The following is a 22,851-nucleotide window of genomic DNA, read 5'->3' on the forward strand; positions in this document are numbered from 1 at the left end:
CGATGTCGTGGGTGAAACCTACCGAAAGCCGCACTTCGTGCACACCAGTTGATCCGCCCTGTGGACAACCCGGTGTCGGGTGGCCAGAGGTCCCGCGGAACCGCGAGAGCCGCTACGCGTACGCCTGCTCGACCTGCTGGATGACGAACAAGTCACGGAGCAGCAGCTCGGCGGGGTCGACGTCCGAGGCCGGAGGGGTGAAGACACCGAACCCGACGTCGCGCAGCCGGACGTGCGCCGCTGCGACCTCGACACGCAGCACGTCGCCGGGCAGCGCCGTTGTCCCGCGCTGGGCGCGTCGCTCGACGAGGCTCCGCAGGACGGCGACCGGCGCGGGAACACCGGCCACCCCGTCGGCAGACGGCCCGGCTCCGTCGGTGGCGGTGCCCGCGGCGCTGCGAGCGTCCGGTGTCCCGGCAGCCAGGAGCTTCGCGACGAGCCCGGTGCGGGCGCGGGTGCGGCGCGGGACGTCGTCGAAATGGAGGACGTCGACGGGATCCGCCGGTCGGGCCGGGTCGATCACGCTCAACGGCTCGCCGACGAGCCGTCCTCGCGTCCGGCGGACCCGGACGACCACCAGCGCGTCGGCCGGCAGCGAGTCGCCGAGCCTTTCGATCCTGTCGACCGCGTGCGCGTGCAGTCGGGACCACGGCAGCTCGACGTCCAGCACCGCGCCCTCGCCGTCGGCGAGCTGCCAGCGCACGACCTGCTCCGCCGGGTCCCAGCGGGCGTCCGACGACGACGCCGGACGGAGCACGACCCACGCCTCGGCGGCGTCGCCCGCCCCGGTGAGCCCGCGGACCGGGTCCCCGCCGAGGGTCTCCCAGGTCGTGCGCACGGGCAGCCGGTCGACGAGGGCGGAGCCGTCCAGCGGGGTCGCCCGCGCACTGACCGGACCCGCGCCCGACAGACGCCCGTCCGCGCTGAGCCGCGCACCCGTCAGGGTGATCGCCCGGCCCGCGGTGTCGGCGGGGCTCGACAGGCCGGACCACGGCGCCGGCTGGACCCATCGGGCCCGCGGGTCGAATCCCGCGAGGTCGACGGGACGGGCGTCCGTCCGCGTCAGCATCCGGCCCAGCGTGGGGCTCCAGAACACCGCCGTGACGCCGTGGTACCCGGTGCCGCTGCGCCACGGCACGCCGCCGAGGCCGACGAGGTCGAGCGGCCGGGTGCCCTCGTAGGCGGTCCGCGCGCGTCCCACGAGCGCGGCGGGCGCGCGTCCGTCCGCGGCGGCGGTGTCGAGCGCGACGACGAGGGCGTGCGCCGCCGCGACCTCGTCGAGCAGCGCCAGGTCGTCCGCGCGCGCCGACCGGGCGAGCACCAGGTCGGCCTGGTCGGCGACACCCCGCAGCGCACGGGCCAGGCGGTGGTACTCGACACCCTGCGCCCCGACGGCAGCCGTCGTGAGGCGGTCGACCACGGCGGGGGACAGGTGGGACACCCCGATCCGGACGGTGTCGCGCAGCACCGCCACCACGGACGCGCGCACGCGGTCGCGGGCTGCGGCGAGCGACTCCTCCGCGGCGCTCGGCCGGGTGCGTGCCGAGGGCGCGGCGGGCGGGGGGAGGACGAGTCCGTGCGCACGCTGCCACGCGAGGACGGCGGCGACGCGGTATCGCTCGGGCGCGCGGACCGGGGCGTCGAGCACGACGCCGGCGACGCCGCCGCCGGGGTACCGGGCCACGAGGGCGGGGTGCGGGAACCGGACCTCGAGCGCCCGTCCCCGCGTCACGGTCGGTGCGTCGTCGAGGTCGTCGAGGATCTGGTGCGCGGAGCGGCAGGCCGCGAGCCCCGCCGCAGCGCGCAGCGCGGTCTCGTCGAGCGCCATGAGCTCGTCGTGCAGGACGTCGACCATCCCGTCGCGCGGCCCGTCGTCCGCTCCCACCGGCGACGCGCCGGTGCCTGACGGGTGCTCGGCGAGCCACAGCCCCGCCGCGACGACGTGCTGGCACACGACCGCGCTCGGGCAGGTGCACCGGGCCGTCGCGGGGCCGTCGGCGGTCATGGTGACGGTGTGGGCGCCGACCGTGAGCTCGACCGCCACGTCGGTCTCGTGCTGCACGGCGACGGCGACCGTCCCGAGGTCCTTGCGCGCGCGTCGCAGCAGGCCACGGTTCGCGACCGCGGACCAGGTGTCGTCGTCGTACCGGGCGAGGAGTGCTGCCAGGTCGGCACGGACGGTGGCGCTCACCGGGCCGTCACCTCCGCGAGCCACTCGGCGAGCCGACCCGGGGTGAGCGCCGCGACGGGCATCCCGACGTCCACGAGGCGCTGCGCGGTCCGGCGGTCGTACGACGGGTGGGCGTCGGTGTCGAGCGACGCCAGGCCGATCGTCGTGACCTGGGCCTCGACCAGCCGCCGCACGGCCGCGACGAGCTGGGAGGGCGGCCCGCCCGCGCAGAAGTCCGTGACGAGCACGACGACGGTGCGGTGCGGGTTCACGACGAGCCCCTCCGCGTACCGGACGGCCTGGGCGATGTCCGTGCCACCGCCGAGCTGGACGGACAGGAGCATCTCGACCGGGTCGTCGGACACGGCCGACAGGTCGACCACGGACGTGTCGAACACGACGACGCGCGGCCGGTAGGTCGGCAGCCCGGCGAGGATGCCGGCCATGACCGCCGAGTGGATCACCGAGCCCGCCATCGACCCGCTCTGGTCGACCAGCAGGATGACGTCCCACGGGACGCGGCGGACGTTCCGCTCGAAGAACAGGGGCCGGTCGACGACCATCCCGCCCCGCGCGGCGTCCCAGTTCTTCAGGTTGGCGCGGATCGTGCCGCGCGGGTCGAAGCTCTGTGCGGACGCGACGGGCGTGTGCCGCTGCGTCCCGAGCCGGCCCGTGAGCGCGCGGCGCACCTCGCTCTCGAGCCGGCGCCGCAGGTCGTCGACGACGGTCCGCACGACGCGCCGCACCTCGCCGAGCACCCGGTCGTCGAGCGAGCCGCGCAGCGCGAGGAGCGTCTTGAGCAGCGACTCGTTCGGCTCGAGCCTCGCGAGCACGTCCGGGTCGGTGACGAGTCCGGTGAGCCCGTACCGGTCCAGCGCGTGCCGTTCGACGACCTCGACGGTCTCGCGCGGGAACAGCTCGCGCACCTCGCCGAGCCAGGCGACGAGGTCGGGCGCCGAGGCGCCGAGGCCGCCCGGCCCGGGGCTGTCGCCCGCGGCGTCGTCGTCGCCGCGTCCGCCGCGGCCCGCGTACTCGCGTCCGTAGAGGCGTTCGAGCGCATCCTCGCGGCGCCGGTCGTCCGGGTCGCCGGGGGCGGGAAGGCGGTCGTGGGCGTAGCGCCCGAGGACGAGCCGCCACCGGTCCGTCGTCGTCATCGCGGGTCACCGCCAGCCGGTGCACCGGTGAGCCACGCGCCGAGGAAGTCTCGGGCGAGCACGGCCTCGACGGCCTCGGCCACGCGGGCGTGGTCGTCGAGGGTCGCGGCGTCGACGTCGTGGCGCACGCTCACGTCGGGGCGCTCGCCGCCGTGCCGTGCGGCGACGAGGTCGGCGACACGGTCGGTCTCGCGGGGGGTCAACGCCGCGAACGCCAGGCGCAGCTCGGGAAGTGCCGCATGGAACGTCGCACGCTCCCACGCGGTGAGCCGGTCGTCGAGCGCGTCGACGAGGCCCGACGCCTGCCACGCGGACTCGCGCGCGGTGAGCAGCAGCCCGCGGACGAACGCGACGGCGTCGGCGGCCGGCACGGTGCCCGCCAGGTGGCCCGACACGGCACGGGCGAGGTCGTCGTCGGTGAGCCGGCCGCGCGTGGCGGCCACGCCGGTGGCCGCGCCGCGCACGGTGGCGTCCGGGTGGTCGTCCCGGAGGAGGGCGACCAGCCGGTCGAGCCCGTCGGCGTCGAGGTCGGGGTGCGACACGACGAGCTCGCGCAGCCGGGCGAGAGCCGCGGCGACGTCCTGCGGCGGCTCGTCCTGGTCGACCAGCGCCGTGCCGAGGTACAGGGCGCGTGAGCACGCCGCGACGAGCAGCGCGTCGATCCCGGGGACCGCCGCCGCGTCGAGGGGCTCGCGCCCGTCGAGCACCAGGCCGAGCGTGCCCGCCGCCTGGACGACCGCCGCGAACGACGGCTCGGCGGACACCGCGTCGCGCACCAGGGTCACGCCCGCGCGCGACCGGTCGTGCAGCCCGGAGACGAGCGCCTGCGCGAGGAGAGCCACGGCCTCCACCGCACCCGGCTGCCGACCGTCGTCGGTCGCCTGCGCGAGCATCTGTGCGTACCGGGTGTCGACGGCCTCGGCGAGCGTCGACCCCAGCATGGACAGCTCGGCGAGCCGGCCCTCCGTGGCGGGCGACCACAGGACCTCCCACCGCTCCTGGACGCGCGCGAGGCCGGTCCCGCGCACGAAGTCCGGGCCACCGGCATGGGTCGCGAACGGCACGCCGAGCATCCGCAGCCCGTGCAGGACGCGGGACGTGCGCCGGTGCGCGACGTTGCGGTACAGGTCCAGGGCGACCAGGCGGGGTTCGGCGCCGTCGACGTCGAGCCGCAGCGCGCGCAACCGGTCGAGGGTGTCGCGCACGAGCGGCGGCGTGCCCGCGCCGGGCGGCACGCGTCCGACACGGTCCCCCGTGAGCACCGCGCGGGCGGTGTGCCGGACGCGCAGCCCGTCGACGTCCGCGTCGCCCTGGACGAAGCAGCTCGTCACCGCGTCGAGGACGTCGCTGCGCAGCGGCGCGGGACGCTCGCGCAACCGGGCCAGCAGCACGGCCTGCGCGTGCGCCGCACCGACCGTGGGTGTCGCGACCGGGTCGGCGCGGCGGTCGTCGCGCAGCCGGGACGCGACGTCGAGCAGGACGTCCAGGGCGGCCTCGTGACGTGCCGCGGCGACGGTCGCCCCCGCCTCACGCAGCTCCCACACCCGCTGGTGCCACGCCGGAGACGCCATCCCGGACGCGTACCCACCGAGGCGGTCGAGCCGGTCGAACGCGTACCGGACGAGCGCGGTCCCCGACGCTCCGCCCACCGCAGGCCGCGGCAGCTCCGCCGGTCTCGGCACGGACGCCGTCGTGGGCGGGGTGGCTGCGGCCGCCGGCGTCCCGGGCGCGTCGTCGGCCGTGAGCAGGAGGTCGGGCAGCGCGACCGCGTGGAACCCACCCAGGACGACGAGCACCGGCCCGTCGCCCGGTGCCCGCGCCGCGACCGCCTCCCGGACGTGCCGGACCATCTCGGCCTCGCGGGCCCGCGTGCCGTCCTCGTCGAGCTCGTCGTCGGTGTACCCGTGCCGGGCGAGGAGGCAGTAAGCGGTCAGCGCGGCGCGGTGCGCGTCGGGATCGTCGGGGCCGGCCTCGACGAGGAGCTCCCACAGGTCGTCCTCGTCGCGGCAGCCGAGCCGGCGGGAGAGCAGGTCGAGGGACCTGCTGTGCGTGTAGCGGTCGTCGCGGACGATCGCGCCGTCGCCCGGCAGCACGCGGGCGGTCGCGGCGGCGGCCTGCTCGGCGACCTCCAGGTCGCAGAACGCGGCGGGCACGCCCGCGGCGCGGGCGAGGCGCAGGGCGACGAGCTCGGGGGAGTAGTCGCAGAACGGGAAGTACCCGCCGTGGCGCTCGTCCGGTCCGGCAGAACCTCCCGCGGGGTGCGACCACGCGTAGACGGCGAGAGGCATCTGCGCCTCGGGGTGGCACAGCAGGTCGACCAGGGGGGTGAAGCTCCGCGGCCCCTCGACGAGCACGCGCGAGGGACGGTGGCGCTCGAATGCGTCCCGGACGGCGCGCGCGCACGCCGGCGAGTGGTGGCGCACCGGCACGACCACGAGCGCGTCCGAGACGAGCCGTGCTGCGAGCTGTCGGACGTCCTCGCCAGACGGCGCCTCCTCGCCCGACGGTGGCGTGCCGGCGCCCGGTGGCGTGCCGGTGCCCGCGGGCGCGTCGTCGGTCCGGTGCGTCACCGGTCGAGCTCGCCGCGCGCGTCGAGCGCCGCACGCCACCCTGCGTCGCGTCGGGCGCGGTCGCGCACCACGACGTCGAAGTAGTGCCGCAGCTTCGCGCCGTCGTCAGGGTCGTCCTTGAGGACGGTCCCGACGAGCTGGCGGGCCACGTGCCGCCCGTCGGCGCTCGCGTCGTCGAACCAGTGGGCGTCGAGCGCGGCCGCGTACCCGACGGCGACGGCCTCGGCGGAGCTCATCACCGCGGACGGCTTCTCGACGACGACCCCGTCGGCGGTGACGCCGTCGCGCAGGTCGTGGAACGCGGTGACGAGCAGGTCGACGACGTCCGGCTCGAGCCGCGCCGGGACGCCGGCCCGTTCGAGGAGAGCGCTCGTCTGCTCGGTCACGAGCCGCTGCTCGAGCGCGCGGTCGCGGATCGGCCGGACGGTCTCGAAGCTGAAGCGCCGCTTGAGGGCCGACGACATCTCGTGGACGCCCCGGTCGCGCAGGTTCGCCGTCGCGACGACGTTGAAGCCGGGCGTGGCGAACACGACCGCGTCGTCGCCGTCCAGCTCGGGCACGTGCAGCACCTTGTCGGACATGACGCCGATGAGGACGTCCTGGATCTCGGGCTGGACGCGCGTCACCTCCTCGAACCGGCACAGGCCGCCGGACGTCAGGGCGCGGTGCAGGGGTGCGCGCACCAGGGCCCGGGGCGAGGGACCCTCGGAGAGCAGCAGCGCGTAGTTCCAGGAGTAGGTGATCTGGTCGGTCGTGGTGCCCGAGCTGCCCTGCACCGTGCACGTGGAGTCGCCCGAGACGGCGGCGGCGAACAGCTCGGACAGCATCGACTTGGCGGTGCCGGGCTCGCCGACGAGCAGCAGGCCGCGGTTGCTCATCAACGTCACGACGCACCGCTCCACGAGCGCGTCGTCGCCGAAGAACTTGCGGCTCACGCCGAGGCGCTCGTCACCCACGACGAACGCCCGCACGGCCCGCGGGGTGAGGCGCCAGCCGTCGGGCCGCGGGCCGGTGTCCGCGGCCGCCAGGCGTTCGAGCTCGGCCGCGTACGTCGTCTCGGCCGGCGCTCGCAGGACCGCGGACGGGCCGCCGTGCGGTGCGGTGGGGGTCGACATGTCAGTACTCCGTCTTCTTCGCCCAGTCCGGGTCGAAACCCGGTCCGTCGGCCGCCATGGTCCGCGCGTCGTTCCAGCACTCCGAGACGAGCACGGCGGGCACGTCGCCCACCGTGAGATCCGCCTCGCGGCCTTCGGGCAGGAGCCGGTGGAACGTCAGCGCTCTCAGCGCGACGAGCCGGTCCTCCTCGGGCAGGAAGTTCCCGGTGAACTCCACGCGGGCGACGATCCCCAGCGTCTGGAACCGCTTGTCGTAGCCGTAGAACCAGCCGGCGTCCTCGGTCTGCCCGCGCCCGTACCCGAGGCGCGTGGCGCGGCTCCGCAGCGCGTACGAGCCGACGACGTGCCCCTCGAAGTCGCCGAGCCCTCGGGCCTTCGGGTCGGCGGTGTGCACGCCGCGTCCGAGCTGCTCGAACAGCGGCGTGACCTCGTAGTCGGCCAGGTGTGCCGTCCACCGGGCGACGTCGTCGGGCGCGAGCAGGCTGTCGTGCGCGATGCGGACGCGCGCCCCCGCCGGCAGGTCGACCGGCTCGTCGTCGGCGTCCGTGAGGGTGCCGTCGTCGAGGGGGCGGAACGTCAGCGCCCCGCCGTCGTCGTCCGTCGCGACCCACACGAGCCGTCGCACGAGAGCCCCGACGACGGAGTGCTGCAGCAGGTGCTCGGTCCAGTCCTCGGCGGACCACGAACGCTGCGTGCACAGGGCCTCGTAGAGCCGGTCGCGCTGCAGCCGCTCGACCGCCTTGAGCTCCTTCCTGGCGGCGGTCAGGGCCTTGCGCGACGCGGCCGCGACCTCCGCGTCGTCGGTCTTGCGCGGTGTCGGGAGGGTGCGCACGGCGGCGCCGTCCGGGTCGCGCAGGTCGATCGTGAGGTCGGGTCGCAGGCGGGCCGTGAACGTCCGCGGCCCGTACGACAGCTCGAGCACGCCGTCCGCGACGAAGCCTGCTGCGGGGACGGTCCGGTCGGCCAGCTCGTCGAGGGTCCAGCCGCGGCGTTCCGCGAGCTCGCTCGCGAGGCGGGTCGCCTCGTCCTGGAAGCTCTTGGTGCGAAAGCGCGACCCGACCGACAGCACGAGCTGGGTGGCCGACCGGTCGTCGACCCACGCCAGCATCGCGAGGAGCGCCTTGCCCTGGGCCGCGCGCTGGCCGTACCACTCGCGCAGGTACCGCTCGCTGGGGGCGACGACGTCGCGCCCCCCCAGTGCGGCGACGACCGCGAGCACGCCCTTGCTCGCGGTCGCGGACCCTGCGGGCTCGCGCAGGTAGCCCGGCAGGAGCCCGGGCAGGAGCGCGTCGCGAGCCTGCTCGACGGTCATCCCCTCGTACTGCTGCCCGGGACGCGTGAGCCATGTCGCCGAGCTCGTCGCATGCTGCAGCGCACGCTGCTCGGCCTCGTGCGGTGGCACCGGGCGCAGGTCCTCGCGCATCCACGCGGCCAGCAGGTGCGCCGCGAGACGCTCGCGCCCGTCCGTCTCCAGCAGGCTCGCGTAGTAGCGCAGCACCGCGTCGGGCTCGGGGGAGCGGGCCTTGACGGCGGCGACGCACAGCCAGCCCACCACGACGCGCGGGACCGCGTCGCCGCTCGACGCCCAGGTGACCTCCGGCAGCGCGTCCAGGTCGAGCCACGACACCGACGCCGGGAGCCCCTTGGCGAGCGCCTTCTCGGCGGCGCGCAGGGTGGTCGCCGGGTCGAGGTGGTCGGCGGCGTCGTCCCCGAGGGCCGTGAGCGCGTCGAGCAGGGCGCCGCGGACGACGTCCTGACGCTCGGTCCTCCAGGCGGCGCGCAGAGCGGGCAGGGACTCCGGGTCGGCGATGCGGGTGAGCCACTGCGCCGCCACGAGCCGGACCTCGCTCTTGCCGTCGCTCAGCGCCGCGACCGTACGCGCCGTGCGGCCCGGATCGCGGGCCAGCGCTTCCTGCGCCGGGCCACGGTCGGTCTTGCGGGTGCCGAGCGCCGCCGCGTAGAAGTGCTCGACGACGCGTCGCGGCGGGGTCTCGAGGGTCGCGACCGCGGAGTAGACGGCCGCCGGATCGGCCTCCCAGACCGCCCGCGTCCGGTCGGTCTCGGCGAGGATCCAGTCGAGGTTGCGGCGCACGAACGGCGCCACGTCCTCGTCGGGCCAGTCGCGGGCCAGCGGGGACCACCGCCGCGCGTACGCGGACCACAGCACCTCGCGGCCGTCCACCCCCGCCGCGTCGAGCAGGGCCTGGACGGTCAGGAGGTCCGTGCCGGGGGTCCGGCGGTGGACGTCGGCGAGGACGGAGCCGTGCTCCAACCGATAGCGAGAGCCGCCGAAGAACCCGAGGAACACCATGAGCTTGACCGCCGCGACGGCGCCCAGGTCGGTGCTCGCGGCCGCGGTGCCGAGCCCCGCGCTGAAGTGGTGCAGCGTGGCGGCCGGCTCGAACACCTCGGGGGCGTCGTCCGAGCGCAGCATGCCGACGAGGTCCGTGACCCCGCGCCGGCCGAGCATCGGCCGCGGTCGCTGCTCGCGCACCGGGAGCCCGCGGGACCGCTGGAACTCCGTCATGCGGGCGACGTGGCGGTTGAACGACGTCGCGTGCGCGTCGATCGCGGGGACCACCCGTTCCGCGATCCGCTGCGCGTCCTCGGCCGGGACCGCCCAGGACACCGCAGGAAGGTCGGGCAAGGGCTCCTCCTGTCCGTCCGCGTCGTCCGCGGCAGCGGCGGCCGCGAGCTGCGCGGCGACGGTCCGCACGCTCGCCGCCCGGTCCGCAGCGGCGGTGGACACCGCCCACTCCCGCTGGTCGGGCCGAGCACCCAGCAGCGTGAGCGCGTTGCGCCGCTGCTCGGGGTTGCCGCCGGTGGCGACCTCGCGCAACGGCTCGACCGCCGCGTCGCCGAGCCGGACCAGGAGGGGACGCGCCGCGTCCCGGACCTGGCCGCTCGAGCCCGTCGCCGCCGCGACGGTGGCCGGCGCGAACGGCACCAGGCCCGCGTCGTCGACCGCGCTGCCGAGCAGGGCGAGCACGCACTCGCGACGCACCACCGAGCCGCTCGTGACGGCGGCCTGGACCAGCGGCTCGTGCTCGCGCAGCGCGTCGACGAGTCCCGGCAGGGGCGCGAGGCGCACGTACCAGTCGCGGCCAGAGCGGTACGTCGCGTAGTCGCCCACGTCGAACATGCACGCCAGCAGGTCCGCCCGTGTGCGCCCGTCTGCGGCCGCTGCGGCCACCAGGTCGTCGAACCCGAGCGGCAGCGGCCGGGTCGTGCCCGCCGCCTCCGTCGCGAACCACAGCACGAGCTCGGGCCACCGCTCACCGCCCAGCTCACCGAGGACGAACCCCCACCGCCCGTGCCCGGCGACGGCGTCGAGCACCCGGCCGAAGCGGCGCAGCACCCCGGGGTCGCCCGCGAGCCCCGCGCACACCTGCTCGGCGTCGGACCCCGCGAGATGCGGGAACCGGTGGAACGACGTGCGGGGGAGGCGGGCGAGCACGTCGGCACCCTCGCCCGTGAGCACGTACCGCACCGCGTCGTCGCCGCCGTGGGGCTCGAGCACCCGGCCCAGCGCGTCGCGCAGCGCGTCGTCGGCGCTCTGCGCACCGGACCCCTTCGCGGCGTTCTTGCGGCGCGTGCGTCCGAACAGCGGCATCCGTGCTCCTCTCGTCGCGGCACCCGGACCGCAGCGTCGACAGCACCCGTCCTGGGTGTGTGTGCGGCAGGCTAGCGACCGCCTCGGACACCCCGTGCCAGGCACGTGCCCCGGTGACCTATATGTCCGGTCCTCGAACGCCCGACCCGTCGCCCGGGGACCGTTCGTACGATGCTGGCATGACCTCCCACCCCGCCACGAACCGACGTCTCCGCACGACCGCCGCGCTCCTCGCGCCGCTGGCCCTCGCCGCCGGGCTGCTCGCGGGCTGCTCCCACGACGACCCCAGCCCCTCCGGTGCCGGGCAGACCGCGGCCTCCGCGACGCCCACCTCGTCCGCCACCTTCACCAAGGACGCGAACGGCAGCGTGACCGGGGTGACCTACCCTGGTAAGGACGGGATGACCGCGCTCGAGCTGCTGCTCGCAGCCGACCCGTACGCGCAGGTGTCCGGCTCGAAGGACCAGGCGTTCGTCACCGGCATCGGCGGACGCACGGCCGACGACTCGAAGAAGGAGTTCTGGGCGCTGTCCGTGGACGGCAAGGAGGCCCAGGTCGGCGCCGGCGCGCTCGAGACGAAGGACGGGGAGACCATCACGTGGAAGCTCACGACGTACTGACGCCTGCGCAGCACCGGCAGGGTCCCCTCGCGCTGCGCGAGCTCGCCCACCGGTGGTGGCGGCCCGCGCTCGTCGTGGCCGCGGTGGCGCTCGCGGTGACGTTCCGGCTCGTCAAGGACGACCTGGGTGCGCCGTCGAACCTCGAGCTCGTGACGTCCGCGGCGTTCTTCGGCGCGATGCTGCTGCGCAACCGGGTGGCGGCAGTGTTCCCGTTCGTCGTCGCGGTCGTCAGCGACCTGGCGCTGGGGAACACGTCCATCCTGTGGTTCACGTGGTCCGCCTGGGCCGTGGTCGGTGTCGCGTCGGTGCTCCTGCCGCGCTGGACGGGCTGGCGCCGGTACGCGGGCGCGCTCGGGTTCGGCATCGGGTCGTCGGTCTGGTTCTTCCTGTGGACGAACTTCGGCGTCTGGCTCCTCGGTGACGGGTCCTGGTACCCGCGCACGGTCGGTGGCCTCGTGGACTGCTACGTCGCCGGTCTGCCCTTCCTGCGGCCCATGCTCGTCGGGAACCTCGTCCTGGTGCCGCTCGCGGCGGGTGCCGTGACGCTCGTGGAGCGTCTCGAGCGCGCCGCCCAGCACGCGGGCGTCGTCGCGCGCTGAGCCGGCGAGCGCTGAGCCGGCGAGCGCTGAGCCGTCAGGCGGCGCCTCGGTCGGGGGCGCCCATGTCACCGGTCGCGGGGACGCCGTCCGCCAGGCCGTAGCGCAGCAGCACCGTCCCCGACGGGCTGGGCGCCGGCGGCTCGAGCAGCGTGAGGGTGGTCGGCACCGCGCCGCCGTCGAACACCTTCTTGCCGGTGCCGAGCAGGATCGGGTGGACCCACAGGTCGAGCACGTCGAAGAGCTTGTCGCGCAGCAGGGTCTGCACGAGGTTGAGGCTGCCCACGACCTTGACGTTCTCGTGGCGTTCCTTGAGCTCCGCGACCGCGGCCGCGAGGTCGGGGCCCAGCTGTGACGATCCCGCCCAGTCGAGGTTCGGCCGCCCACGCGACGCCACGTACTTCGGGATCCCGTTGAACAGGGTGGCGATCTGGTTGTCCTCCTCGCCCGCGTACTGCGGCCAGTACCCGGCGAAGATGTCGTACGTCCGGCGGCCCAGCAGCAGGGCGTCCGTGCCCTCGTACGCCGCGGCGACCTGGGCCCCGGCGACGTCGTCGATCAGCGGCGCCTGCCACCCGCCGAACGGGAACCCGATCGGGTCCTCGTCCGGTCCGCCGGGGGCCTGCGCGACGAGGTCGAGGGTGGCGAACAGCTCGATCTGGATGATGCCCATGGTGTGGTCCTCCGTGTGGTGTCCGGCTGTCACTGCCGTCACTGTCGACCGACCGCCGTGAGGTCGGAAACTCGTCGCCCGGGCGAGAAGGGGCGCTCGTCGGGCCACGGCGCGGCAGGGCCCCTACGCTCGTCGCCATGGCCCTGGACTGGAAGTTCGTCGAGACCGGATGGGTGGCGGGGGAGCGGGGCGGCGGGTATCGCGTCACGTTGCTCGGCAACGGCACGTGGGAGCTCGACTACCCGTTCCCCACGACGGACCACACCGGCATCTTCGCCACCGTGGACGAAGCGAAGGCGTGGGCGGAGCAGGAGCACCGGCGCCACCTCACGGCCTGACGTTCCGGACCCCGCGGGCCTCTGCCGCCGGCGCAGTCCGTCGTCGGGTCGTGCCAGACTCCGACGATGGCATCGACCAAGCAGGGGGGCATCGGATGGGGTGGGAAGGTCGCGATCGGCGTCGTCGTCGCGGTGGTCGGGGCTGTCGTGCTCGTCGCGGCGGCGTTCTTGCACGGGCTCGACGAGTGGGCGGACGCCAACCGCAGCCTCTCCGTGCCGGTGCCCGGGGGAACGACCACGCCGGACGGCTCGCCCGGGCCGGGCTCAGGGGGTGCGGCCGACCGTGCCGGACCGGAGGGTGACGGGCCTGAGGTCGCGCCGGGGAACGCCGACCAGTGGCACGGCACCGCAGCGCCGGATGGTCCGCTCCCTGCCGACGACGTGGTGGCCTCGGTCGCCCGGCTGCCCTGGGATCCCTCGGCCGCCGGCGCGCGGGCCGCGGGCGTCGCGGCCGTCGAGCGGGTGGTGCCCGCGGGCACGCTCGTCCAGGCGGAGCTCGGTGACGACGCACTCGTCGTGACCGCAGGGGTCCCCGGGACGAGCGAGTGCGTCGTCGTGGTCCGCCCGGCGCAGGGCAAGGCGTTCCTCTTCTCGGACTTCGACCGGATCCTGCTCGCGCCGGGCGAGGGCGGCTGTGCCCCCTACCTCTACCTCGCCCCCGTGACGACGCACTGACTCCCGACCGACCGCCCGGCCGCCCGGTGGCCTGCGTCGCCGGCCGGCCCGGAGTGGTCTTGCCCGCAGCGGTCAGCGCTCGTGCGCGAACACCACGACGTTGTCGACGAAGTGGCCGGTGCTGCGGTCGAACGCCCCGCCGCACGTGATGAGACGCAGCTCAGGACCCTTCGTGTTGCGGTAGACGGTCTCGACGGGGAAGTCGTCCTTGGGGTACGACGCCACCCTGTCGACGACGAACGTCACGGTCGTCCCGTCGGCGCGCGCCACGTGCACCGCCGCGCCGGGCTTCACCGCGCCGAGCGCGTAGAACACGGACCGTCCGTCCGGGCCGTCGACGTGCCCCTCGATCACGGCGGGGCCGTCCTGCCCCGGGCGGGGCGATCCCTCGTACCAGCCGGCCTTGTCGTAGTTCTTGCCGGGCGTGGAGACCTCGATCGTCCCGTCCTTCGCGAGCCCCATGGTGAGCAGGGGCGACGTGATGCCGACGGAAGGGATCGAGATCTGGGTCGGTCGCGCGACGTGGGCGGCCGGGCGAGCGGTGGGCGCAGCGGCCTTCGCGGGCGCCGGGACCGCGGCGCCGCCGCCTGCGGCACCGGTGGGACGGGCGGTGGGATCGTCCGACACCTCGGGCGTCGTCGCGGGCGCGGCGTCGGTGGCGAAGGCTGCGGGGGGAGCCGGAGGGGAGGGGGTCTGTGTCGCGAGCCCGACCGCCACCGCGGTGGCCCCGCCGACGAGCAGGGCCACCGCGGCGACGGTCCACGCGCGACGCCGCCCGCCGCCCGGGGTGCGTGCCGCGTCGCCGCGGTCGTCCCGGGCGCGGGCGTCGTCGTCGGACATCAGCGCTCGACGTCCGCGGTGCGGCGACGGCTGCGCGTGGCCACGGCGGCGGCGGTGCCGGCGAGCAGCGCGAGGCCGCCCCCGACGAACAGACCGGTGTGCTCGACGCCCGTCGTCGACCCCGAGCCGGTCTGCGCCCCACCGTCAGGCATCATCGACATCTGCGAGGCGCCGATGATCCCGCACAGGGCCGGGTCGGTCGCCTCGGTGGGCAGAGACGGGTCGAGGTCCGACTTCGTCGAGCCGTCGTACTTGCCGTCCTTGTTGTAGTCGACGCCGTGCACGACGATCCCCGCGCCGCCGGACAGGATGTCCTTCGCGACGGCGTCCGAGACCTTGATCGACCCGCGCTGGTAGTCGATCGTGCCGCCCTTCGCGGTGTCGAACCGCTTGACGTCGAGCGCCGACTTGGCCGACGTGTCGCCGGAGGTGGTCAGCGAGACCTCGATCATCCCGTAGGCCTTCATGCCCTCGGAGGTGTTGATGTGGCCGTCGCCGTTCGTGTCGTCAGCAATGACTGGACACCGGTGCTGGGAGTCGTCCGCGAAGTGGATGTGCGCGGCGTGCGGGCTCCCGGCGAGGAGGCCGGTCGCCTTGTAGGTGACGGTGAGCACGTCGTCCTTGATGGAGACCATCGCCGTGCCGGACGCGTCGACGCCGTTCCCGACGACGGGACGCAGGTCGGCCTGGCCGGAGCCGGACTCCGCGGCCGACGCCGGACCGGCGACGGCGAACAGCGCCCCGACGGCCAGCGCCGGGACGGTGAGGAGAGCTCGCGTGCGGTTGTTCATGTGCCATCCCTTCGGTTCACCCGCGGGCGGGTGTCCGCCGTCGGGTGTCGTGCCGGGTGCCGCACGGTGGCGGCCTTGCACGGGGTTCGGCGCACGCGGGGGTGTGGATGGGTCTCAGGTGCGGATCTCGTCGTACCGGTTCCAGAACTGGTCGCGCAGCTCGTAGCGGGTGTGGTCGGAGAGGTCGTAGATGCCGAGCGCGTCGCTCGCGTCCAGCAGGAGCGCCTTGTCGATCTCGCGAGGGATCGAGGGCCGCCCGCGCTCGAGCCCCGACCAGGACTCGGCGGTGGCGCTGCGCTCGAGCGACTGCAGCACCCGGTCGACGACGGCGGCGACGACCTCGGACGGGTCGTCCAGGAGGTCGTCGTGGTGCGTCGGACGGCTGACGCTGCCCGTGCTGCTCGAGTACACGACGACGGGGCGCGGTTCGCTGGACGTCGGCCGGCCGATGCTCGACGCGATGTCCTTGGGCGTCGGCCCGACGGGCGCCGGGCGCGCCGTCGTCGCGCTCGCGGGCTCCGCAGGGGCCTCGACCTTCATCACCGCGCCGTCGATCGCGTCGGGGGAGAGCGTGACGAGCTCGTCGGCCGCGCGGACCAGGTGGCGGCTCACGCCGTGGGCCTTGCCGGCGACGGTCGGGACCGCCATGACGACGACCTGGACGCCGTGGACCTGCGACTCCTCGACGGCCTCCGTGAGGTCGTCGTCGCCGGAGACCAGGACGAACACGTCGGCCGCGCCGTTGCGCGCGTGCGTCACGAGGTCGAGCCCGAGCCGCAGGTCGACGCCCTTCTGCTGGCCGTCGACCCCGAACCGGCCGAGCCGCAGCTTGACCTTGGGCAGCTCGCCGATGCGCTCCTGCTGGGCGTCCGGGACGGCGTTCTTCGCCGAGTCGTACCAGTGGACGCGGAGCACCGGCAGTCCGGAGAGCTCCTGCGCCTGCGCGATCAGCGCCTCGATGAGCCGCCGGTACTCGACGTGGATACCGCTGCGGAGCGAGGTGCCGGTGACGCGGGTCGCGATCGAGGCGAGGAGGTACCCGGCGTCGACGAAGACGGAGCAGTGGGAGCGCACGCGCACAGCATGACAGGGGACGCCCTCAGGCGTCGTCCGTCGTGGCGTCCGGCGCGGGGATCTCGTGCGGGCGGTAGGAGGGGAGGCGGCTCGCCGGGATGATCGCGAGTGCGCTCATGCCGGCGAGCACGAGCAGCCCGGTCTGGAGGGTCGAGGCGGCCCTGTTCGTTGACGGCGACGGCGGCGGCGACCTGGAGCGGGGTCGCGTCGGTGTGTGCGAGCGCGTCGTTCGACGCGAAGGGGGTGTTGTCGAGGTTCACGTGGGCGATCAGTGGGGGCGGGCAGCGGGCCGGTGGCTGCGTCCTGCGCGACGCCCTGCACGTCGAGGTCCATCGTCCTCCCGCCCGTCGCGGGGGTGTGCGGAGCGGTGCGAACCTCGGGCGCATCGTGCCGCGGCGCGACAGCTGCCTCGGTGTCACCCGGATCGGGCCATGAGGTCCTCACGCAGGTAGCGCGCGTAGCCGCCCGGGGTGCGGCCGTGGCTCCGTCCCGACGTGCGGACCCAGCACGCGTCGGTGGCGACCGTCCTGGCGCCCGCGCGGCGGAGCCGCGCCACCAGCTCCACGTCCTCGTGCTCGGGCAGCGGCTGGAAGCCGCCTGCAGCCAGGTAGAGGTCGGCACGGACGCCGAGGTTCGCCCCGTGGACGTGCCCGTTCGCCTGGCCGGGGACGTGGCGAGCGTGCCACGCCTCGCGCTGCGCCGGGGTCAGGTCGGCAGGATCCGGCCGGACGGTGCCGATCATGACGTCGGCGCCCCCGCGTGCCAGGTCGAGCTGCGTCGTGAGCCAGTGCGGCGGCACCACCGAGTCCGCGTCGGTCGCCGCCAGCCAGACGCGATGCGGGTCCTGTCGGGACGGGACCGCTGCCGCCTCGAGCGCGTGCCGGTACCCGGCGGCCCGCGCGGCACCGACGCTGCGCCTCTCGACGACGGCGGTGTCGAACCCGGACGCCGACGCGATGGCAGCAGAACGGTCCCGGCAGGCGTCGAGCGCGACGACGACCTGGTACGCGACACCGATGTCGTCGCGCGGGCCTGCGTCGTCGGTGGCGCGGACGCGGTCCGGGACGGCGTGGTCGACGGCGCGGCGGAGCGACGCCAGGCAGCGCGGGAGGAGCTCCTCCTCGTCGTGCACCGGGACGACCACGACGACGAGGTCGACCGCGTCCGTGGTGCCACGAGGCCGGGGCGGCGTCACGCGAGCCCCTCGACCTGCGCGACCGAGCGGCCAGGTGGCGGCGTGAGCACGTCGAGCAGGAAGTCGGCCTCGTCGTGCCGGGCGACGCGGTCCAGGTCGCCGCGGGCCGCCAGCGCGTCGTGCACCGCGTCACCGCCGAGCGGGTACTCGGCCACCGGGTGCCGCCAGTGGCACGCGACGACGACGCCGTCGGGCGTCAGCGCCCCGGTGACGGCGTCGAGCAGGCGGTCGAGGTCGGCGCGCCCGAGGTAGTACCCGACCTCGGACAGCACGACGAGGTCGAACCGGCCGTCCGGCCAGTCGTCGGGCAGCGCGCGCTGCTCGAACGAGGTGACCGCGTCCCAGGGGGTCCCCGCGAAGCGACGCCGGGCGACGGCGAGCGGTGCCGCCGCGATGTCCACGCCGAGCAGCCGGTCGCAGCGCGGTGCCAGGTCGAGGGTGAGACGCCCCGTGGAGCACCCGACCTCGAGCGCCGACGTGAACCGCTCGCGCGGCAGCGACGCGACGGTGAGTGCGCGCTTGCGCTGCTCGTACCACCGCGTCTCGAACCCCCAGGGGTCCGACCTGCCGCGGTAGAAGTCGTCGAAGAAGGCCCGGGGCAGGGAGTCGCCGTCGGATCGGCACCCCGGCGCGCTGTCCGCAGGATCGGCGCGGGCCGATGACGCGTCGGTCCGGACGAACACCTCGAAGGGTCGGGCGAAGTGCCCGAGCATCTCGGCGTGCAGCAGCGCCTCGTCCCCCGGCGCGGGGGACAGCGGACGGTGCTGGGACGCATGGGCGGCGACAGCGCGCGACTTCGCGTCGCGTTCGTCGCCCGCCAGGTCGAGGCGTCGTAGCGAGCGCACCGGGAGGTCGCCCGGCAGGCTGTCCGGCGAGCCCCAGTGCCAGAACCAGACGGGGTATTCCAGCAGGGTCACGCCGGCGCGACCCGCCACGGCCGCTGCGGCCGCGCCGGCGACGCGGTGGTCCCGGTGGCCGTCACCGCGCCACGGCGCGCACAGGAGCACGCCCGACCTGCGCGCTGCCGGCCCGAGGGCGGCCTCGATCTCGTCCTCGAGCGTGCCGGCGTGCTCGCGCAGGCCGCCGTCGGGCAGGGCGAGGAACCTCAGGGCCACGCGGCGCCCGAGCGCGCCGACAGCGGTGACCACCTCGCGCCGCCGGGTCGCCGCGAGGTCCGCCGGGGTGTGCGCCGGGGAGGCCGGGTGGGAGCCCTCGCCGTCGGACGCCACGACGACCGTCACGGCGATCCCGAGGGCCGTCGCCCGTGCGACGAGCCCGCCCGCACCGAGGCTCTCGTCGTCGGGGTGGGCGGCCACGACGACGACCCGGCGCACGTCGTCGAGCTCCAGAGCCGGCAGGTCGGACCACCAGTCCGTCGCGAGCCACCGCTGCTCGGGGGTGCCGGGCTCGCGGTGGTCGAAGCTCACCATCCGGTCCCGTCCGTCGCGAGGAGCTCACGGCCGAGCGACGCGTCGTCGCGCTCGGCGTGCCACTGGCGCACGTAGACCGCGAGGTCGGCGACCCGTCGCGCGTGCCGTTCGTCCTGCGTGAGCGGGCCCGGGCCGAGCCCGTGGGCGGCGCGCTGCAGCGTCTCCTCGACGGTGCGCGCGACGACGCCGCGCACGCGCTTGGCGAGCAACGACGGCGCGGTGTCGGCGGAGACACCGTCGCGCTGGGCGTCGACCAGGTGGGAGGCCTCCGCGAGGGTCGTCCGGGCGGCGTGGAGCGAGACGTCGACCGCGCCGAGGTGCGCCTGGGCCACCTGGTCGGGATCGCGCGTTCCGCCGGTCGCGACTGCCGCCAGGTCCCGCGCGACACCGACGGCGCCGCCCCACCAGCAGGCGGCCACGCCGATGCCGCCCCACGCGAACCCGGGACGCCGGAGATACCACTCCGGGCCGCCGACGGGGACGGCGGGCGCTCCCGAGAACGACACGGGTGCGCTGACGACCTGCTGCAGTCCGCGCGAGACCCAGGGTCCGGTCGCGGCCTCCACACCGGGCCCGCGCAGCGCCACGGCGAACAGGCGACGGCCCTCGTCGGTCCACGCGGTCACGAGGGCGTGCGACAGGTCGCCGGCGAGCGAGCACCACGGCTTCACCCCGTCCAGCACCCAGACCCCCTCGGCGGCGGCCGCGCCCAGCTCCGGCGAGGCCGTGAGCCGGACGCCTGGTCCCTCGGCGGCGAAGACGCCCCACGTGCTTGCGGCGTCGGCGTCGACCCGCGAGAGGTCGACGGGGTCGGGCGCCTGCGCGAGGACGGCGACGGCGTCGAGGTGCGGCTCGAGGATGCGAGCGACCCCGACGTCGAGCGCAGCGGTCGACGCCAGCAGCTCCCATAGCTCCCGGGTGCGTCCCGATCCCGGGTGCGGTGCCCAGGCACCGATCTCCCGCGCCCAGTCGAGCGTCGCGCGGACGTCCGTGCCGAGGGTGTCGACCGTCCCGAGCGCCGCCGCGAGCCGTCGCGTGGCGTCGGCCGACTCCGGGGTGGCCGTAGGCCCGAGCCGGACCGGTGCACCCGTCATGCGGGGTCCAGGGGGTCGCTGCGACGTCCGCGTCCGGCGGCGAGACCCTCGAGGACGCCGCGGAGCGCCTCGACGGCGTCGTGCCGGGGCGCCCACCCGAGCACGTCACGCGCCCGGGAGGTGTCCATGACGGGCGCGCCCATCGCCATGTCGAGCCAGCCTGCGTCGGCCCGGACGGCGTGCGCGGACCAGGCGAGGGCGAGCACCCGTCGGACGAGCCCGGGCGGGAGGTTGAGCACGTGCCCGTGGTCGAGCACCTCCGCGACCGCGCGGCCGTCGAGGACGGGGGCCGCGGCGACGTTGAACGCCCCCCGGGCGGCCGCGCCTCGGACGATCGCGGCGACGTACGCGCGGGCGACGTCGTCGGCGTGGGTGGCCTGGAGCCGCAGGCCGGCCGGCAGGGGCACGACGGGCAGCACCCCCGGCCGGACCAGTCCGCGCGGCACGAGCGGTCCGAGGAAGTAGCGGTCGATCTCGGCGCCCGCCCCCGGTTGGAAGATCAAGGACGGGCGCAGGCGGGTGACGACGAGGTCGTCGTGCTCCCTCTCGAGGCCGTCGAGGACGCGCTCCTGCGCCGCCTTGTCCACGCTGTAGTGCGAGGTGGGCACGCCGCCGGTGGGCCAGGACTCGTCCCGCGGCGTGTCGTCGGCGACGGGCGAGTACGCACCGACCGACGACGCCACCACGAGGTGCCGCGCCCCCGCGCGCGCCGCGGCCTGCCCGACCCGGCGCGTGCCGTCCACGTTGGTGCGCCGCAGGAGGTCCCGGTCCCGGTTCGGCTGGATCGCCCACGCGAGGTGCACGACCGCGTCGACGCCGTCGAGCGCGCCGGCCAGGCGGTCGACGAGCCCGTCCTCCTCCACGGGCGACGTGGTCGCCTCGCCGACGTCGGCCGTGACCCAGCGCGCGCCGTCGAACGGCGGTGACGACGTGTCGGGCCGGCGCCGGGCGATCCCGACGACGTCCGTCACCGACGGTTCGGCGGCGAGCGCGCCGAGCAGCGCCGAGCCGGAGTTGCCCGACGCACCGACGACCGCGACCCTCACGACGCCGCCCCGTCCTCCGGCGTCCCGTCGGGCGGTCGGACGCCGCCTGCCGGGAGGGTCGGGTCGAGCACCACCTTGACGCACCCGTCCTGCTTCTTCTGGAACATCTCGTACGCGGCCGGCGCGTCCTCGAGCGCGACGCGGTGGGTACGCAGGTCGAGGACGCCGAGCGGGTCGGACTCGTCGGCGACGAGCGGCAGGAGGTCGTCGACCCACCGCCGGACGTTCGCCTGGCCCATGCGCAGGGTGACCTGCTTGTCGAACAGCTCCATCATCGGCAGCGCGTCCCGCGCGCCGCCGTAGACCCCGGACAGCGAGATCGTCCCGCCGCGCCGGACGATCGCGATCGCCGAGAGCAGCGCGGCGAGCCGGTCGACGCCGGCCTTCTCGATCAGGGGCCGGGCGACGACGCCGGGCACGTACGCCGCGCCGCGCTGCAGCAGCTCGCTCACGGGCGAGCCGTGCGCCTCCATGCCGACGGCGTCGATCACCGCGTCGGGGCCGCGCCCCGAGGTGCGGTCCCGGATCGCGGCGGGCAGGTCGTCGACGGCGCCGAGGTCGAGCACGTCCACCCCGTGGCGGGCGGCCATCGCGAGACGTTCCGCGACCAGGTCGACGCCGATCACGGTGGCGGCGCCCCGGTACAGCGCCACGCGCGCCGCCATCTGGCCGACGGGACCCAGCCCGAGCACGACGACCGACCCGCCGGGGGGCACGTCGGCGTACTCGACGGCCTGCCAGGCGGTCGGCAGCACGTCGGAGAGGTAGAGGTAGCGCTCGTCGGGCCAGCCGTCGTCGGGGACGCGGACCGGTCCGTACTGGGCCTGCGGGACCCGCAGGTACTCGGCCTGCCCGCCGGGGACCTGACCGTAGAGGCTCGTGTAGCCGAGGAGGGCGGCGCCCTTCGAGCGGGAGCGCACCTGCGTGACCTCGCACTGGCTCTGCAGCCCGCGCGCGCACATCCAGCAGGAGCCGCAGGAGACGTTGAAGGGCACGACGACGCGGTCGCCGGGCCGGAGGTGGGTGACACCGGGGCCCACCTCCTCGACGACGCCCATCGGCTCGTGGCCGAGGACGTCGCCGGGTGTGAGGTAGGCGGCCAGGACGCCGTAGAGGTGGAGGTCGGAGCCGCAGATCGCGGTGGAGGTGATGCGGACGATCGCGTCGGTCGGCTCCAGGATCCTCGGGTCGGGGACGGAGTCGACGCGCACGTCCTGCACGCCTTGCCAGGTCAGAGCTCGCACGGTGGCCTTTCGCTGGGCGCGTGAGCGCCACGGACGGGCCACCTGCTTGACCCGTCAGCCACGTTACGAGGACCGGTGGGCCGACGCAGGACGTACGGGGTTCAGATCGTCCGGTTCTTGCGGGCCGAGCGTCGCGTGCCAGCCACGATCGCCGTCCCGACGAACAGGATGACCCCGATGATCCCGAGCCAGAGGATGCCGTGGACGGCGAACCCGACCACGGCCAGCACCAGCCAGAGCACCAGGAGCACTACCACGAGTGTCAACATCTTTCCGACGCTACGCCGATGGCGTGGCGACGCGCGGCGACCGGGTGCCGGGCATCGAAGGTGAGGGATGGAGCGGACGACGACGGTGCGGCTGCGGGAGGTGCGCGACGCCGACCTCCCGGGACCACGCGAACGGCCGGGGCGCCGAGGTCGAGGAGCTGCTCCTGACGCTGCGGGCCTGACCTCGGCGTGGTCCGGGTCCGACCCGGCGCGGCGCGACTGGTCCGACCCGGCACGACGTGGCACTGCCCGGCACGGTGCGGCGTCTGGACTGTAACGCGGTCGACACATCGGCACACACCGTGGAAACGCAAACTGTATACCGTCGCGGCATCCGAGAGGGT

19 protein-coding genes are annotated in these 22,851 nt (G+C 75.3%); 4 read left to right on the top strand and 15 right to left on the bottom strand.

The window, feature by feature from the left end; genetic code table 11:
* Positions 1-112 precede the first annotated feature (112 nt).
* Genes CLV34_RS10320 through CLV34_RS10340 form a run of 5 tightly spaced genes read right to left on the bottom strand, consistent with a single transcriptional unit; the run spans position 113 to position 10,622 of the window.
* Positions 113-2,191 carry a hypothetical protein gene (locus CLV34_RS10320; RefSeq protein ID WP_157803790.1) on the bottom strand — a complete coding sequence of 693 codons (2,079 nt, stop codon included), beginning with the start codon at positions 2,189-2,191 and terminating at the stop codon, positions 113-115.
* Positions 2,188-3,324 (bottom strand): VWA domain-containing protein, encoded by a 1,137-nt coding sequence (locus CLV34_RS10325; protein ID WP_100350191.1) that lies wholly within the window; start codon positions 3,322-3,324, stop codon positions 2,188-2,190. The genes CLV34_RS10320 and CLV34_RS10325 overlap by 4 nt, the downstream gene beginning before the upstream one ends.
* Positions 3,321-5,894 carry a DUF5682 family protein gene (locus tag CLV34_RS10330; RefSeq protein ID WP_100350192.1) on the bottom strand — a complete coding sequence of 858 codons (2,574 nt, stop codon included), beginning with the start codon at positions 5,892-5,894 and terminating at the stop codon, positions 3,321-3,323. Before CLV34_RS10330 ends, CLV34_RS10325 begins: the two co-directional genes overlap by 4 nt.
* A complete protein-coding gene (locus CLV34_RS10335; protein WP_100350193.1) occupies positions 5,891-7,009 on the bottom strand; it encodes an ATP-binding protein in 1,119 nt (372 codons plus the stop codon). Before CLV34_RS10335 ends, CLV34_RS10330 begins: the two co-directional genes overlap by 4 nt.
* Before the next feature lies 1 nt (position 7,010).
* Positions 7,011-10,622 (bottom strand): DUF4132 domain-containing protein, encoded by a 3,612-nt coding sequence (locus CLV34_RS10340; protein WP_100350194.1) that lies wholly within the window; start codon positions 10,620-10,622, stop codon positions 7,011-7,013.
* Between the two features lie 179 nt (positions 10,623-10,801).
* On the opposite strand from CLV34_RS10340, the gene CLV34_RS10345 reads away from it, so the two are divergent.
* Positions 10,802-11,242, top strand: coding sequence for a DUF4430 domain-containing protein (locus CLV34_RS10345; RefSeq protein ID WP_100350195.1), 441 nt, complete (start codon positions 10,802-10,804; stop codon positions 11,240-11,242).
* The gene (locus CLV34_RS10350; RefSeq protein ID WP_245859170.1) at positions 11,221-11,841 is read left to right on the top strand and encodes a DUF6580 family putative transport protein; all 621 of its coding nucleotides are present in this window, start codon (positions 11,221-11,223) and stop codon (positions 11,839-11,841) included. Before CLV34_RS10345 ends, CLV34_RS10350 begins: the two co-directional genes overlap by 22 nt.
* A gap of 34 nt (positions 11,842-11,875) precedes the next feature.
* On the opposite strand, the gene CLV34_RS10355 is transcribed toward CLV34_RS10350, so the two are convergent.
* Positions 11,876-12,511 carry a dihydrofolate reductase family protein gene (locus CLV34_RS10355; RefSeq protein ID WP_100350196.1) on the bottom strand — a complete coding sequence of 212 codons (636 nt, stop codon included), beginning with the start codon at positions 12,509-12,511 and terminating at the stop codon, positions 11,876-11,878.
* 137 nt (positions 12,512-12,648) lie between these two features.
* Between CLV34_RS10355 and CLV34_RS10360 the strand changes: the two genes are divergently transcribed.
* Positions 12,649-12,849, top strand: a complete 201-nt coding sequence (locus tag CLV34_RS10360) for a hypothetical protein (protein WP_100350197.1) — start codon at positions 12,649-12,651, stop codon at positions 12,847-12,849.
* A 66-nt stretch (positions 12,850-12,915) separates the two neighbouring features.
* On the top strand, positions 12,916-13,524 hold the full coding sequence (locus tag CLV34_RS16375; protein ID WP_157803791.1) for a hypothetical protein: 609 nt from the start codon (positions 12,916-12,918) through the stop codon (positions 13,522-13,524).
* Positions 13,525-13,596: 72 nt separating this feature from the next.
* Here CLV34_RS16375 and CLV34_RS10370 read toward each other — a convergent pair whose 3' ends face one another.
* From CLV34_RS10370 to CLV34_RS16380, 9 genes are all read right to left on the bottom strand, one after another.
* Entirely contained in the window at positions 13,597-14,364 is a 768-nt protein-coding gene (locus tag CLV34_RS10370) for a class F sortase (protein WP_100350199.1), read from the bottom strand.
* Entirely contained in the window at positions 14,364-15,155 is a 792-nt protein-coding gene (locus CLV34_RS10375; protein ID WP_100350200.1) for a hypothetical protein, read from the bottom strand. Before CLV34_RS10375 ends, CLV34_RS10370 begins: the two co-directional genes overlap by 1 nt.
* A 114-nt stretch (positions 15,156-15,269) precedes the next feature.
* Positions 15,270-16,229 carry an NYN domain-containing protein gene (locus CLV34_RS10380; RefSeq protein WP_100350303.1) on the bottom strand — a complete coding sequence of 320 codons (960 nt, stop codon included), beginning with the start codon at positions 16,227-16,229 and terminating at the stop codon, positions 15,270-15,272.
* 415 nt (positions 16,230-16,644) lie between these two features.
* A complete protein-coding gene (locus CLV34_RS10390; protein WP_100350201.1) occupies positions 16,645-17,424 on the bottom strand; it encodes a glycosyltransferase family 2 protein in 780 nt (259 codons plus the stop codon).
* Positions 17,421-18,854: a bifunctional PIG-L family deacetylase/class I SAM-dependent methyltransferase gene (locus tag CLV34_RS10395; RefSeq protein ID WP_100350202.1), complete on the bottom strand. Its 1,434-nt coding sequence runs from the start codon at positions 18,852-18,854 to the stop codon at positions 17,421-17,423. The genes CLV34_RS10390 and CLV34_RS10395 overlap by 4 nt, the downstream gene beginning before the upstream one ends.
* A complete protein-coding gene (locus CLV34_RS10400) occupies positions 18,848-19,948 on the bottom strand; it encodes an acyl-CoA dehydrogenase family protein (RefSeq protein ID WP_100350203.1) in 1,101 nt (366 codons plus the stop codon). Before CLV34_RS10400 ends, CLV34_RS10395 begins: the two co-directional genes overlap by 7 nt.
* Positions 19,945-20,994: an NAD-dependent epimerase/dehydratase family protein gene (locus CLV34_RS10405; RefSeq protein WP_100350204.1), complete on the bottom strand. Its 1,050-nt coding sequence runs from the start codon at positions 20,992-20,994 to the stop codon at positions 19,945-19,947. The genes CLV34_RS10400 and CLV34_RS10405 overlap by 4 nt, the downstream gene beginning before the upstream one ends.
* The gene (locus tag CLV34_RS10410) at positions 20,991-22,238 is read right to left on the bottom strand and encodes a zinc-dependent alcohol dehydrogenase (protein ID WP_100350205.1); all 1,248 of its coding nucleotides are present in this window, start codon (positions 22,236-22,238) and stop codon (positions 20,991-20,993) included. The genes CLV34_RS10405 and CLV34_RS10410 overlap by 4 nt, the downstream gene beginning before the upstream one ends.
* Positions 22,239-22,339: 101 nt before the next feature.
* Positions 22,340-22,507, bottom strand: a complete 168-nt coding sequence (locus CLV34_RS16380) for a hypothetical protein (RefSeq protein WP_157803792.1) — start codon at positions 22,505-22,507, stop codon at positions 22,340-22,342.
* Positions 22,508-22,851: the final 344 nt, after the last annotated feature.

It is taken from the genome of Luteimicrobium subarcticum (assembly GCF_002798015.1).
In the GTDB taxonomy this organism is placed as follows: domain Bacteria; phylum Actinomycetota; class Actinomycetes; order Actinomycetales; family Cellulomonadaceae; genus Luteimicrobium; species Luteimicrobium subarcticum.

Bases quoted from the DNA above. Each gene is read 5' to 3' on its own strand.
- CLV34_RS10325 (WP_100350191.1), bottom strand. From the start codon at position 3,324: ATGACGACGACGGACCGGTGGCGGCTCGTCCTCGGGCGCTACGCCCAC.
- CLV34_RS10335 (WP_100350193.1), bottom strand. From the start codon at position 7,009: ATGTCGACCCCCACCGCACCGCACGGCGGCCCGTCCGCGGTCCTGCGA.
- CLV34_RS10340 (WP_100350194.1), bottom strand. From the start codon at position 10,622: ATGCCGCTGTTCGGACGCACGCGCCGCAAGAACGCCGCGAAGGGGTCC.
- CLV34_RS10345 (WP_100350195.1), top strand. From the start codon at position 10,802: ATGACCTCCCACCCCGCCACGAACCGACGTCTCCGCACGACCGCCGCG.
- CLV34_RS10355 (WP_100350196.1), bottom strand. From the start codon at position 12,511: ATGGGCATCATCCAGATCGAGCTGTTCGCCACCCTCGACCTCGTCGCG.
- CLV34_RS10360 (WP_100350197.1), top strand. From the start codon at position 12,649: ATGGCCCTGGACTGGAAGTTCGTCGAGACCGGATGGGTGGCGGGGGAG.
- CLV34_RS16375 (WP_157803791.1), top strand. From the start codon at position 12,916: ATGGCATCGACCAAGCAGGGGGGCATCGGATGGGGTGGGAAGGTCGCG.
- CLV34_RS10370 (WP_100350199.1), bottom strand. From the start codon at position 14,364: ATGTCCGACGACGACGCCCGCGCCCGGGACGACCGCGGCGACGCGGCA.
- CLV34_RS10375 (WP_100350200.1), bottom strand. From the start codon at position 15,155: ATGAACAACCGCACGCGAGCTCTCCTCACCGTCCCGGCGCTGGCCGTC.
- CLV34_RS10395 (WP_100350202.1), bottom strand. From the start codon at position 18,854: ATGGTGAGCTTCGACCACCGCGAGCCCGGCACCCCCGAGCAGCGGTGG.
- CLV34_RS10400 (WP_100350203.1), bottom strand. From the start codon at position 19,948: ATGACGGGTGCACCGGTCCGGCTCGGGCCTACGGCCACCCCGGAGTCG.
- CLV34_RS16380 (WP_157803792.1), bottom strand. From the start codon at position 22,507: ATGTTGACACTCGTGGTAGTGCTCCTGGTGCTCTGGCTGGTGCTGGCC.